At 53.9% G+C, this 12,311-nt stretch carries 13 protein-coding genes; 9 read left to right on the forward strand and 4 right to left on the reverse strand.

The genetic code is table 11. The features are described 5' to 3' along the window. The first annotated feature begins 138 nt into the window (after window positions 1-138). The 5 genes from metF (at window position 139) to MJ923_RS00855 (ending at window position 3,696) form a co-directional block, all read left to right on the forward strand. Window positions 139-1,029, forward strand: coding sequence for a methylenetetrahydrofolate reductase (gene metF, locus MJ923_RS00840; protein WP_126169357.1), 891 nt, complete (start codon window positions 139-141; stop codon window positions 1,027-1,029). A gap of 83 nt (window positions 1,030-1,112) precedes the next feature. Further along, on the forward strand, window positions 1,113-1,337 hold the full coding sequence (locus MJ923_RS00845; protein ID WP_126169358.1) for a hypothetical protein: 225 nt from the start codon (window positions 1,113-1,115) through the stop codon (window positions 1,335-1,337). Next, the gene (locus MJ923_RS20875) at window positions 1,338-1,538 is read left to right on the forward strand and encodes a cysteine-rich CWC family protein (protein WP_126169359.1); all 201 of its coding nucleotides are present in this window, start codon (window positions 1,338-1,340) and stop codon (window positions 1,536-1,538) included. A gap of 43 nt (window positions 1,539-1,581) precedes the next feature. Continuing rightward, window positions 1,582-2,121, forward strand: a complete 540-nt coding sequence (locus MJ923_RS00850; protein WP_240589498.1) for an SRPBCC family protein — start codon at window positions 1,582-1,584, stop codon at window positions 2,119-2,121. 195 nt (window positions 2,122-2,316) lie between these two features. After that, the gene (locus MJ923_RS00855) at window positions 2,317-3,696 is read left to right on the forward strand and encodes an alanine/glycine:cation symporter family protein (protein ID WP_240589499.1); all 1,380 of its coding nucleotides are present in this window, start codon (window positions 2,317-2,319) and stop codon (window positions 3,694-3,696) included. A 68-nt stretch (window positions 3,697-3,764) separates the two neighbouring features. Here the strand turns inward: MJ923_RS00855 and MJ923_RS00860 are convergent, their stop codons facing one another. Beyond that, complete coding sequence (locus MJ923_RS00860; protein ID WP_240589500.1) at window positions 3,765-5,120, reverse strand: flavohemoglobin expression-modulating QEGLA motif protein; 1,356 nt, start codon at window positions 5,118-5,120, stop codon at window positions 3,765-3,767. Between the two features lie 127 nt (window positions 5,121-5,247). Further along, window positions 5,248-5,430, reverse strand: a complete 183-nt coding sequence (locus tag MJ923_RS00865; RefSeq protein ID WP_126165654.1) for a hypothetical protein — start codon at window positions 5,428-5,430, stop codon at window positions 5,248-5,250. Window positions 5,431-5,711: 281 nt separating this feature from the next. Between MJ923_RS00865 and MJ923_RS00870 the strand changes: the two genes are divergently transcribed. The 4 genes from MJ923_RS00870 (at window position 5,712) to rimK (ending at window position 10,968) form a co-directional block, all read left to right on the forward strand. Next, entirely contained in the window at window positions 5,712-7,817 is a 2,106-nt protein-coding gene (locus MJ923_RS00870) for a CHASE domain-containing sensor histidine kinase (protein WP_240589501.1), read from the forward strand. Continuing rightward, complete coding sequence (locus MJ923_RS00875; protein ID WP_240589502.1) at window positions 7,814-8,245, forward strand: response regulator; 432 nt, start codon at window positions 7,814-7,816, stop codon at window positions 8,243-8,245. The genes MJ923_RS00870 and MJ923_RS00875 overlap by 4 nt, the downstream gene beginning before the upstream one ends. A gap of 10 nt (window positions 8,246-8,255) precedes the next feature. Then, window positions 8,256-9,986, forward strand: coding sequence for a putative bifunctional diguanylate cyclase/phosphodiesterase (locus MJ923_RS00880; protein WP_240589503.1), 1,731 nt, complete (start codon window positions 8,256-8,258; stop codon window positions 9,984-9,986). 76 nt (window positions 9,987-10,062) lie between these two features. Then, window positions 10,063-10,968, forward strand: coding sequence for a 30S ribosomal protein S6--L-glutamate ligase (rimK, locus tag MJ923_RS00885; RefSeq protein ID WP_126165657.1), 906 nt, complete (start codon window positions 10,063-10,065; stop codon window positions 10,966-10,968). 43 nt (window positions 10,969-11,011) lie between these two features. On the opposite strand, the gene MJ923_RS00890 is transcribed toward rimK, so the two are convergent. Together MJ923_RS00890 and MJ923_RS00895 are read right to left on the reverse strand one after the other, a co-directional pair. Next, window positions 11,012-11,701, reverse strand: a complete 690-nt coding sequence (locus tag MJ923_RS00890) for a TorF family putative porin (RefSeq protein WP_240589504.1) — start codon at window positions 11,699-11,701, stop codon at window positions 11,012-11,014. 226 nt (window positions 11,702-11,927) lie between these two features. Beyond that, window positions 11,928-12,200: an HU family DNA-binding protein gene (locus MJ923_RS00895; RefSeq protein WP_126165659.1), complete on the reverse strand. Its 273-nt coding sequence runs from the start codon at window positions 12,198-12,200 to the stop codon at window positions 11,928-11,930. Window positions 12,201-12,311: the final 111 nt, after the last annotated feature.

The raw sequence follows: 12,311 nt of genomic DNA on the forward strand, positions 1-12,311 counted from the left end.
TCCCTGTATTTTTTTCACCATTTTGTGGCGAAATGGAGCAAACAAGGTCATTTTTTAACTTGACTTAGCTCCCAGAATCTCTAGTATATGGCCATATAGACGTCCAAACGTCCATTTGATGAGTTGAGGGAATTTAAAATGGCTTTTCACCACGCACAACATGCAAACTCGCTGAACCAGAATCTGGCTGAAGTCGGCGATATCAATGTGTCTTTTGAATTCTTCCCGCCCTCAACCCCAGAGATGGAACAGATCCTGTGGAACTCCATCCGTCGCCTTGAGCCACTGAATCCCAAATTTGTGTCTGTGACCTATGGCGCCAATTCAGGGGTGCGTGACCGCACCCACGGCGTAATTGAGCGTATCCAAAACGAAACCAAGCTGGTGGCGGCGCCACATCTGACTTTGGTGGATGCCAGCGACGAAGAGCTGCTGGCTCTGGCTAAAAATTACTGGAACAGCGGTATTCGCAATATCGTTGCCCTGCGTGGTGACTTGCCTGCGGGCAGCCCCAAGCCAACCCGTTTTGCTGCCGATTTGGTGCGTTTGCTAAAGAGCGTGGCCGACTTTGATATTTCGGTAGCCGCCTATCCAGAAGTACACCCCGAAGCGGCCAATGCCCAGGCGGATCTGGTGAACCTGAAGCGTAAAATCGATGCCGGTGCCAACCGCGCCATCACCCAGTTTTTCTTTGATGTGGAGTCTTATCTGCGTTTTCGCGACCGCTGCGTGGCGGCCGGAATCGACGTGGAAATTGTGCCGGGTATTCTACCGGTGACCAACTTCACTCAGCTCAAGCGCTTTGCCGCCATGACCAATGTGTCGCTGCCAGGCTGGCTGCACCGCCAGTTTGAAGGGTTGGAAAACGATGCTGCAACCCGTCAGCTGGTGGGCGCTAACGTTGCCATCGATATGGTAAAAGTGCTTGCCCGCGAAGGAGTGAAGGACTTCCACTTCTACACCCTCAATCGCGCCGAGCTGACCTACGCCATCTGCCACACCCTGGGTGTGCGTCCCAAGCAAGACTGATTTTGATAAGGCCCCGCAAGGGGCCTTTCTTTTACTCCGTGGATGCACTATGGTTTTGGTGTTATGGACAAGGATGCCAGACCATGAACGATAGAATCGAGTACCACGAGCAAAAGCTGCCCATGGATGTGGCCAAGCTTATTCTCTCCCTTTCTGTGCTTATCACACTGTATTTTGTGCAGATCCACCACGAGTCGGCCTTCGGCTTTTTTGTTTGGTGTGCCTGCGGCATATATGCCCTGTTGTCCCTCGGCAGCCTGGTGTATCGCCTGAGTGAGCTCAGGGGGCATTACCGTCAGCGAGGCTGAATGTCGGACAAATCCCACTGTCCCTTGTGTGCAAGGGCAAATGGCTGCGCCCTTGAAAATGGTGGCGGCATAGATGAGTGTTGGTGCCGTATGGCCTTATTTCCCAAGGCATTACCTGAGAACCTGGCGGCATGCATCTGTGCCGAATGTGCAGCCAGGCTTGCCAAAGCAGAGCAATTGGCGATAAAACTGGCTGAGTAAGCGGATATGGGTTGTGCCGCACCTCACTGCCGGGAGCCCCGCCATGCTAAAAAAACTGCTTATTTTCATCGTGCTGCTGATTGCAGCCCCTTTCATCGCCGCCCTGTTTATCAAAACCGACTACGAAGTCAGCGTAAGCCGCACCATAGACAAGCCCTCGAATGAGGTGTTTGACTATATCAAGTATCTGAAAAATCAGGATGAATTCAGTGTGTGGGCCAAGATGGACCCCAATATGCGCCAGAGTTTTTCCGGCACCGACGGTGAAGTGGGCTTTATCAGCGCCTGGGAGAGCGACAATCCGGATGTGGGCAAAGGGGAGCAGGAAATCATTGCCCTGGAACCAGAGGCACGCATCGATTATGCGCTCAGATTTATCGAGCCTTTTGCCTCAAACGACCAGGCCTATATGACCACGGATGCCATTGAAGATGGCAGCACCCTGGTTACCTGGGGTTTTGTTGGGCACATGGATTATCCGATGAATATCCTTATTCCCTTGATGAACATAGAGTCGATGATTTTAAAGGATCTGGATACCGGGCTTGCCAATCTCAAGCAGAGGCTCGAGTCGCGTCCGTGAGATCCTGAATGATTCTGGCTTTCCAATTGTTAATTATTCGTTGTACTCTGGTCGTTGCGCTTCCCCTGCCAAGCGGGGGAATTTAAAAGAAAAATCAAAGAACAATAAGCGAAGGGGCGAGCAGCTAGCCCGGCACCCCGGCATTGGCCGGGGACGGAGATTGCCTGCACCTTTCGAAGCATCGACGAGGTTTGAATGGAAGCTGTAACGGAATTAGTCAAGTCTATCAATGGCTTGGTGTGGGGTATTCCCATGCTGGTCATGATCCTCGGTGTGGGTTTGTACCTGTCTTTGGGTCTTAAACTCCTGCCAATTCTCAAATTGGGCAAAGGTTTTCGCTTGCTTTGGTCCGGCAGAACGCCCGGCAGCGGCAAGGATGTCAAAGGTGATGTCAGCCCCTTCAATGCCCTGATGACCTCGCTCTCTGCCACCATAGGTACAGGTAATATTGCCGGGGTGGCGACAGCTATTTTCGTCGGTGGCCCGGGCGCGCTGTTCTGGATGTGGTGTACCGCACTGGTGGGGATGGCAACCAAGTATTCCGAGGCTGTGCTGGCGGTACGTTTTCGCGAAGTGGATGAAAAGGGCAACCATATCGGTGGCCCCATGTATTACATCAAAAACGGCCTTGGCAGTAAGTGGACCTGGCTGGGTACCGCCTTTGCCCTGTTCGGCTCGTTCGCCGGTTTCGGTATTGGCAATACGGTGCAGGCCAACTCGGTGGCGTCGGCGCTCACTACCAACTTTGGCGTGCCAACTTGGGTTTCAGGTGTAGTGATGATGGTGCTGGTCGGTATGGTGCTGATGGGCGGAATCAAACGTATCGCCGTGGTGGCCGGTAAGCTGGTACCCATGATGACCATTTTTTATATCACTGCCGGTATCGCCGTACTTGTGGTGTATGCCAGTGAAATTCCTGCGGCGCTGTCGCTGATTTTCCACAGCGCCTTTAATCCGGTTGCAGCTCAGGGCGGCTTTGCCGGTGCGGCTGTAATGGTAGCGATTCAGATGGGGGTTGCCCGCGGCGTGTTCTCCAACGAAGCAGGCCTTGGCAGTGCGCCCATTGCCCACGCGGCGGCGCAGACCAAGAGCCCGGTAGCTCAGGGCCTGGTTGGTATGCTCGGCACCTTTATCGATACCTTGGTGGTGTGTACCATCACTGGCCTGGCGATTGTGGTTTCAGGCGCCTGGAGCAGCGGTGAAAACGGTGCGGCGCTGACGTCTTACGCCTTCTCCCACGCGCTGCCTATCGGTAACTACATAGTGGCTGTTGCTCTGGCTATTTTCGCCTTTACCACCATCCTTGGCTGGAGTGTGTACAGCGAAAAATGCGTCCAGTATCTGCTGGGCGTTAAGGCCGTTATGCCGTTTCGACTGATCTGGACCCTGGCAGTGCCACTTGGTGCCATGGGTTCACTGGATTTCGTCTGGCTGCTGGCCGATACCCTCAATGCCATGATGGCCATTCCCAACCTTATCGCGCTGACATTGCTGAGCCCTGTGGTGTTCAAACTCACCAGGGAGTTCTTCAGCAGCCGCAGCGAAGAGAAAAAAGTTGAGGTTGAGGCCGAATAACTCATTTAAGCAAAGCAAAAAAGGATGCCTTGGCATCCTTTTTGTTTGGGAGACGACTTGTTCGGAGTTTACTCGGCCGGGGCGTCGAATTCGGTATCTTCCACTGCGGGGAACATGGGTTCCACGTTGGGCAGAATACGGAACTGCCTCTGGAAGTGGCGCTGCACCCCTTTGAGGTTGATGTTGCCCAGCCCTGTGGCGAAGCCAAACCAGGCATAGAGGCCGCTGTAGTCATCAAACATTGGTGGCAGGTATCTGGGGCCAGCGAGGATGCCTTCACGGTAGGCCAGATACAGGGTCGGAATATCCTCAATGGCAAGCTTGCCAAGGAACAGCATGGGAATGAGTTCCGGGATCCCCGAGGCAATGGCGCTGCGGATAAAGTTGACGTTTTCGACATAGCCACGCACGTAGGAAATGTCTTTGGTAAAGCAACTGCCGCCTTCAACCATGCCACCGCGAAATACCCGCTGGGTGACGCGGTAGCTGTCTTTCTTACTGAGGTTTTGCTCGCGAAAATAACGATAAACCTCAATGAAATCAGCGCCATTCTCCGCCATGTCCACGGCGGTAACCCGGTCGCTGATCCTGCGGGCGCGGCCGGGGGTCGAACTCAGGGTCAGCATCTCCATCAATACCGCCAAGCCTTCCTGAGCCGCGGCTACCCGGGGGGAGCCCACGCTAAGCCAGGTGGCGTGAGGCTGGGCCCGACCGTTTAAGGTGGTGCCCACGTGCACCCAACCTTCGTGCACTTCGTACACGTTCAAGTCGGCCTTGCTGAACACGGCTTTGGAATTGATTTTTACTGTGTCACCACCCACGGCCGCATCGGAGACAATACCGTCGCTGAGTTTTACCCGCATTTCGTCGCTGTGGAAGTATTTGCTCAGCCGCGAGCCAAGGTGATCGACGGCGCTGGCGGCGTCTATGTCCTTGGGATGCTGTTTGTTCATGTGCGCCGCCGCTGGCAGCGAGAAGATGTAGCTGAGGCGATCGCCGAGCTGACGCAGGGTATGTCTGTCGCCATGAAGCTTGTTGCTGGCGCTGCCGTACAGGGTTTTACTGAGCTTTCCGAATTGTGGAGTGCCCCTGTGGCCCAGCATGTCGATAACCAAACGGTATTGATCCACGTTGGCGACCAGCAGTTTTCCGAGGCTGTCGTCCTTGCCCAGAGAGCGGTGAATTTCCTGCTTCAGTGCCTTGAGCTCCCGCTGGGTGCCGTGGGCGTCAAAGGGCAGGGTAAGCCGGTCGTAAAAAGCCTTGTCTACCAGAGGTAAGCTGTTGGCACCTTTGTCAAAAAAGGTCTGCTCCAGCTCTCTTGGCCACTTGATGGCATCGAGAATTTTGATGGGGGCTTGCAGGGCGATGAGGCGATCAGAAAACTGTTTCAGGTGTTCACAATACCTGAGTCTGGCATCGTTCATGGCGGATTAATTCCGAAGAGAGTCTGGACACATGATAGCCCGAAACACGTATTTCAACCACTTAAGCGACTGAATTAATAGAGCGATTTTTGGGTGGGGCAGGGCTATGCCCTGCTGGCTGTGAGGGTTAGAAGTCCTCGTCGTCATCGACGCCAAGGGCTCTTCGCAGTTCTGCGCGTTCAAGGTAGTCGTCCAATCGGCGTTTGACCTCTCGCCTGTGTTTCAGGGCTTTGGCGGCCTGGGCATTTTTAGGCGAGGTCAGTTCCTCAATTTCGCTATCCTGGGGCAAGACTTCAATAATGCGAGCCATAACGAATTCCTCATAGGTTGCCTTAAGGTCTTTCTAACCAGTTTGTTTCGCTCAGAAAAGCAAAAATTTTTTGTTGTGTGGGTAAAAAACTCTCGTCAGTGATGCTTCTGTGAGTATGGTCGCAAATTGGGCGAATGGCAGCCTTAAATGAGGCCGGTTATACCTGAGCGAAAAACTTGGTTTTTACTTGCTTATTAACACAATTGAACCAGACTCAAAGAGACGGCCGTGATGCAAAGGGAAATGCCGTGACCGAATAAAGGATGATACCGGTGCCCATGATGTCGAAAGCTCCCCCAGCAAAACCTTTCCGCGCTCCCCGCTTCGTGTGGGTGGTGATGCTGGTTGCTTTTGTATTTTCCTTTGGCGGTTGGCTGTTGTTCCATCAGTACATTAATGGCCGCGGCATCGAACGCTTTGAAGACTTGACGCAGGAGATGCGCCTGGCGATTGAGGCTCGGATGCAGGCCTATGAACAGGTGCTTCGCAGCGGTGTGGGGCTGTTTAAAGCCTCTGACTTTGTTTCCCGCGACGAGTGGCATATCTATGTCGCCAATGCCAAATTGCAGGAATATTATCCGGGTATTCAGGGGTTTGGTTTCAGTAAAATCCTTGATGCCAAAGACTTGCCCACCCTTGAGCAACAGATCCGCGCTGAAGGTTTCAGCGACTTTACCGTTTATCCCGCCAACCAACGTGAGCGTTACCACGTCATTATCTACCTCGAACCCTTTGACTGGCGCAATCAGCGCGCCTTCGGTTACGACATGTATACCGAACCCAACCGTCGCCGGGCGATAGATTGGGCCATGAACAGCGGCAACGCCGCAGTTTCGGCCAAAATTACCCTGGTGCAGGAAACCGGGCAGGATGTTCAGGCCGGCTTTTTGATGTATTTGCCGCTGTATGCCGATGAGCGTAACAGCCCGGAAGCCGTGACTGGCATGGTGTATGCCGCTTTTCGGGTGGATGACCTGATGCGCGGCATTCTTGGCGATCATTTTCCGGCCCTGGATTTGGATATTTACGATGGCAGCAGTCTGGACACTGATGCACTGATGTACAGCTCTGCCCAGCCCCACGCGCAGTGGCACTACCAAACGCTGGTTCCGCTGCAACTCGGCGGACATCAGTGGCAGCTCAGTATAGGCTCAACCTCCGACTTTATCAGTGACTCTGAACGGTTGCAGAGCGGACTGATGCTGCTGATGGCGGTGATTTTCCAACTGCTGATGTTCTACTTTCTGGTGAGCATTGCCCGCGCCCGGCATCAGGAAGCCTTGCTATCCGATGAAGTGATGGCCAACGAAAGGCGTTTCCGACTGGTGGTGGAGGCATCGCCGAGTGCCCTTATCATCACCGACAATAAGGGCATCATCACGCTGGTGAATATCCACACCGAGCAGTTATTTGGTTATACCCGCGAAGAGCTGCTTGGTCAGAGCGTGAATATGCTGCTGCCCGGCCAATTGCAGGGCCACCATCAGCAGCATATAGAGTCTTATCTTGCCAACCCTATCGCCAAGAAGATGTCGCTGCGTGACGAGCTGTATGGCAGTGATAAAAAGGGCCGACTGATCCCCATCGAGGTTGGGCTTACCCCTATTCATTTCGCATCCGGTATGTCGGTGCTTGCAACCATCAATGATATCTCGGTGCGCCGCAGCGTAGAGGTGCAGCGACTGGCCCATACCCGTGAGCTTGAACGGATCAATAAAGAGCTCGACAGCTTCGCTTATATCGCCTCACACGATTTGAAATCGCCGCTGAGGGGCATAGAACAGCTGAGTCTGTGGATTGAAGAAGACCTCAGCGGCAAGTTGGATAAATCCACTGCCAAGTACTTAACGCTAATCCGCAGCCGTATTGAGCGGATGAGCAATCTGCTCGATGGCCTGCTGATGTATTCCCGCATTGGCCGCATTGAAGAAGCGCTGTCCGACATCGAACTTGGCAGCCTGGTGCGTGACACCTTCGCCTATGTGGCGCCGCCCAGCGGCTTTGAGCTCAAAATCAGTTCCCCCGGAGTGCAGTTGCACACGGCCAGGGTGCCGCTGGAGCTGGTATTTCGCAATCTGTTTGCCAATGCCATTAAGCACCATGATCTGGAAAAAGGGGTGATTGAAGTGAATTGGACCGAGGATGAGCACTGGCTACAGTGCTGTGTAAGTGATGACGGCCCAGGCATAGCGCCCGAATATCAGGAAAAGGTATTTGAGATATTTCAGACGCTTAAATCGCGTGATGAAGTGGAAGGATGTGGCTTGGGCTTATCCCTGGTACGAAAAACAGTTGAGCGCTACGGCGGCAAGGTGTGGCTGGAGTCATCCGGTCGCGGCTGCCGTTTTTGGTTTTCCTGGCCAGAACATATGGAAGCAACCAGATGAATAATCCAACCGAGTACCAACAGGCGGTCTTGTTTCTGGTCGACGATGATGACGTTGACTACATGGCGGTTGAGCGGGCAATGCAGAAGATGCGGCTGCTAAATCCCCTCGTCAGGGCAAGGGATGGGCAAACTGCGCTGGAGATGCTCAGGAGTGGTGAAGTGCAGGGCGCTTTTATCATACTGCTGGATTTGAATATGCCACGGATGAATGGGCTGGAGTTTCTGGCGGCCCTCAGGGCCGATCCTCACTTAAGCTCGTCGGTGGTTTTTGTGCTCACCACCTCCCGCTCCGATGAAGACAAGGTGGCCGCCTACAGTTTCAACGTGGCCGGATATTTGGTTAAGCACAATATCAATGAAGAGTTCTCCAACATTATCAATATGCTGGATGGTTATTGGCGCATTGTTGAACTGCCAAAGATATGAGGATTGGGATATGAATCTGCTGTTGGTGGATGACGATGAAGTCGATCGCGAAATGATTGTCAGAGCCCTGTCCCAGTCGGATAGGGAGTTTGTGGTATCGCAATCCAGTCATGCCAAAGAAGCCTTGGCCCTGTTTGGCAAAAATCGTTACGACGGCATTCTGCTCGATTATATGCTGCCCGATGCCAATGGTCTGGAAGTGCTGACCTGGCTCAATGACGTGGGGAACGAAGACACCGCCGTGGTAATGATTAGCCGCTACGAGGATGACAAGCTGGCAGAGCGCTGCATTGAATTGGGTGCCCAGGACTTTTTGCTCAAAGATGAGGTTACTCCGGGGCGCCTGTGCCGCGCAATCATCAACGCCCGCCAGCGTTTTTCCATGGCCAAGGCGCTGCGTCACAGCCACGAAAAACTCAAAGAGCTGGCCGAGCATGACTCTCTGACCCGGCTGGTGAACCGCTATGGCTTTGATTTGTGCCTGAATCGGGCGCTGAGCCAGGTCAGACGCACCGGCGGTATGCTCAGCGTTATCCTGCTGGATCTGGATGATTTCAAGGGGATTAATGACACTCTTGGCCACCAGATGGGGGATGTGCTGCTGGTGGAAGTGGCGAGCCGATTGTCGTCGGCGCTGCGAGAAAGTGACTTGATTGCCCGCATTGGTGGCGATGAGTTTGTGGCTCTGCTTTGCGATCAGAACCACAAGTTTTTACCTTTCGGGCTTGCCAGACGGCTTCTGGATACCTTTGAGGAGCCCTTCGCCCTCGGTGATACCACGGTAATGATAGGCGCAAGCCTTGGCATTGCCATGTACGGTGAGTGTGCCAACACTGCCGATGAGTTGCTTAAGTGCGCCGACATCGCCATGTACCGGGCCAAACAGGAAGGGCGTAATCAAATTCAATGTTACTCGCGGGAGCTGGAATCTGAGGTTCGCTACCGCACCCGTATTGAGCAGGGGCTCAGACGGGCGATACTGGATAAAGAATTCCGACTGTTTTATCAGGGGAAATTCGATAGCCGCACCGGGCAGTTAACCGGTATGGAAGCGCTGCTTCGCTGGCAACATCCCGAAGATGGCCTGCTGGCGCCGGACAGCTTTATGGCTATTGCCGAAGACGCCGGGCTTATGGAGGAAATTGGCGGCTGGGTACTGGAAACCGCCTGCAACCAAACCCGAGCGTGGCTCGATATTGTCGGTGAAGACATTCCCGGATTATCGGTGGCCGTTAACTTTTCCGCCTCGCAAATCGCGGCCGAAAAATTGCCCCATGTTATCCGCGACGCCTTGGCCAGTTCCGGGCTGGCGCCACAAAACCTTGAACTCGAAATCACTGAAAATGCGTTAATAAAGCGGCCAGAAGAGATTGCCCATGCGCTGGCATGTGTGGCGGCGATGGGGGTTACCCTGGCGCTGGATGACTTTGGCACCGGCTACTCTTCCCTAGAGCATCTGATGCACTTCCCTATTAAGGTGATCAAAATCGATAAGAGCCTGGTGTCCACAGTGCCTGAGGATGAAAAGGGGTGTAAGTTGCTGACAGCATTGCTTAATTTTACTGAGGGGTTTGACATGGTGTCTGTGGCTGAAGGCATTGAAACCCGTGAGCAAGCCGAGTTTTGCGCCGCCCATGGCTGCCGGTTGCTGCAGGGCTACCTGTATGGCCGGCCTGTGGATGCGGCCACCTTTGAGCAGGAAGTGCTACTGCCGGCGGTGTCGAAATACCGGGTTGGCTGACTTGCCAAGGTGAGTCTATTACTACAGAATTTTCATATCCTTAAAAGAAGGCGGCTGGCCCGCTTTGGTTAACGTTATGAAAATTGGTGTGCTTTCTCAGTTCCCTGAACTTTACTCCACCCGTCGACTGGTGGAAGCCTGCGTATCCCGGGGACATGAGGCGCAGGTGATTAACCCCATCAATTGCTACATGAATATCAACTCGGTGAAGCCGAGCATTCATCTGGAAGGGGCAGAAGTGCCTCATCTTGATGCCATCATCCCCCGCATCCATGCCAGTGTGACCTTCTACGGCTGCGCCGTGGTGCGTCAGTTTGAGATGATGGGGGTGTATGCCGCCAACGATTCCATTTCCATTGCCCGTTCGCGGGATAAGCTGCGGGCGTTGCAGTTACTGTCCCGTAAAGGGGTTGGCATGCCAATCACCGGCTTTGCCAATAAGCCCCATGATATTCCCGACCTTATCAATATGGTTGGCGGTACGCCGCTGGTGATTAAGCTGCTGGAAGGCACTCAGGGTATAGGCGTGGTACTGGCGGAAACCCGTAAAGCTGCTGAGAGTGTGATTGAGGCCTTCCTGGGACTTAAAGCCAACATCATGGTGCAGGAATTTATCAAAGAGGCCAACGGCAGCGACATCCGCTGTTTCGTGGTGGGTGACAAGGTGGTAGCCGCCATGCGCCGCCAGGGGCCGGAGGGCGATTTTCGCTCTAATCTGCATCTTGGCGGCAGCGCCGAGAAAATCAAAATCACCCCTGAAGAGCGGAAAACCGCGGTAGCTGCGGTCAAGGCTATGGGCTTGGTTGTGGCCGGGGTGGATATTCTGCGCTCGTCCCGCGGGCCTTTGGTGCTGGAAGTGAATTCGGCGCCGGGCATCGAGGGCATAGAGCAGGCCACCGGCATCAAGGTGGCAGAGCCCATCGTCGAGCATATCGAGAAGATGGTGGCGGCCCGCAAAGCGAACCGCCCGGTTATTGCCTGATTGTCTGTGTCAGGTCGCTATTTGGCGATAGCCTTTAGCACTGTCACAGCCCGAAAGAGTATGCCCAGCGCAGTGCGACCTTGGGATCGTCTCCGTCAAGATCGGTGTCGGAGACGATAAAGCTCACATCACCCAGGTCGGTGCTCTTGGTAATGGCCGCCGAGTAGTCGCTGTAGCTCGATTCGTCGTACCAGCTGCTCACCACATCACCGCTGGAATAGCCGTAGTGGAAATCCAGGCTCAGACTGTCGCTCAGGGGAATGGACACCTCGGCGCTCAGGTAATCCATATCGTCATCTGACAATCCATCCGGCGCCAGGTCATTGCCGGCATGGATAACCCGGGCGTAACCCAGGGTCAGCCACTCCCAACTCACGCTGGCATAGAGCTCGCCAAAATCGATATCGGCATCCGCATCCGGATAGCCGTAATAGAGATAACCCACATCAAAACCAATAGCTTCGGTGATCTGGCCGCTGTAGCCGCCGTAAAGGTCGAGCTCAAAGGTAGTATCGTCGCCAAAGTCGACATTGGATGCCCAGAACCCTGCATAAAAGCCGCTGTCGTGGCTGTAATCAATGCCGCCATCCAGTGCCACGGCATCGCCGGTCTGGCTGATCCCGCGCCACAGGTAGTTGGAACTCACGCCAATATTGCCATCCAGTGCCGCCATTGCGGGTGAGCTGGCGGCCAGGGCGCCCAGTAGCAGTAAGCAAACAGGTGTTTTGGTCATCATATTCCCCTTAAGGTTGATATCGTGTTCTTTTTGTATGGTCGGGGGAAGAATTGCCAAACTTGTGCCAAAGATTAACCAATTGATATTAATGTGGTTTTTGTTTTGCTCTGTGACAGAAACGGGCAGACTGCCCTGTCGCTGGGCAAGAAATGCACAGCCATGGTGCGCAGACAATAAAAAAGCCTCCACAGGGAGGCTTTTAGCTACTACGTGAACTTATCGGTTAGTTAACGCTGTCACGCAGGGCCTTGCCGGCCTTGAACTTTGGAATGGTTGCCGCAGGGATTTTGATTTCCTTGCCGGTCTGTGGGTTACGACCGGTGCGCTCGGCGCGGGTGCTGGTTTCGAATGAACCGAAACCTACGATAGAAATCTTGTCGCCTTCTTTCATGGCGGCAGTCACAGCTTCTTCAAAGGATTTCAGTGCACGGCCAGCCTCGGCTTTGGTCAGGTCGGCGCTCTCGGCAATCTTGGCGATAAGTTCAGTTCTGTTCATAGCTAAATACTCGTCTTTCCGTGATTATTGTTTTAAAACTCGCCTAACATGCCACAGCCCTGAACGTTTGGGAAGCGGTTTTACTGCCCAAAATCCCGGCCGGGATCAATT

The organism is Shewanella zhuhaiensis, assembly GCF_022484835.1.
GTDB classification, from domain to species: domain Bacteria; phylum Pseudomonadota; class Gammaproteobacteria; order Enterobacterales; family Shewanellaceae; genus Shewanella; species Shewanella khirikhana.

Bases quoted from the DNA above. Each gene is read 5' to 3' on its own strand.
- rimK (WP_126165657.1), top strand. From the start codon at position 10,063: ATGAAAATTGGTGTGCTTTCTCAGTTCCCTGAACTTTACTCCACCCGT.
- MJ923_RS00845 (WP_126169358.1), top strand. From the start codon at position 1,113: ATGAACGATAGAATCGAGTACCACGAGCAAAAGCTGCCCATGGATGTG.
- MJ923_RS00870 (WP_240589501.1), top strand. From the start codon at position 5,712: ATGTCGAAAGCTCCCCCAGCAAAACCTTTCCGCGCTCCCCGCTTCGTG.
- MJ923_RS00880 (WP_240589503.1), top strand. From the start codon at position 8,256: ATGAATCTGCTGTTGGTGGATGACGATGAAGTCGATCGCGAAATGATT.
- MJ923_RS20875 (WP_126169359.1), top strand. From the start codon at position 1,338: ATGTCGGACAAATCCCACTGTCCCTTGTGTGCAAGGGCAAATGGCTGC.
- MJ923_RS00855 (WP_240589499.1), top strand. From the start codon at position 2,317: ATGGAAGCTGTAACGGAATTAGTCAAGTCTATCAATGGCTTGGTGTGG.
- MJ923_RS00895 (WP_126165659.1), bottom strand. From the start codon at position 12,200: ATGAACAGAACTGAACTTATCGCCAAGATTGCCGAGAGCGCCGACCTG.
- MJ923_RS00875 (WP_240589502.1), top strand. From the start codon at position 7,814: ATGAATAATCCAACCGAGTACCAACAGGCGGTCTTGTTTCTGGTCGAC.
- MJ923_RS00890 (WP_240589504.1), bottom strand. From the start codon at position 11,701: ATGACCAAAACACCTGTTTGCTTACTGCTACTGGGCGCCCTGGCCGCC.
- MJ923_RS00860 (WP_240589500.1), bottom strand. From the start codon at position 5,120: ATGAACGATGCCAGACTCAGGTATTGTGAACACCTGAAACAGTTTTCT.
- MJ923_RS00865 (WP_126165654.1), bottom strand. From the start codon at position 5,430: ATGGCTCGCATTATTGAAGTCTTGCCCCAGGATAGCGAAATTGAGGAA.
- metF (WP_126169357.1), top strand. From the start codon at position 139: ATGGCTTTTCACCACGCACAACATGCAAACTCGCTGAACCAGAATCTG.
- MJ923_RS00850 (WP_240589498.1), top strand. From the start codon at position 1,582: ATGCTAAAAAAACTGCTTATTTTCATCGTGCTGCTGATTGCAGCCCCT.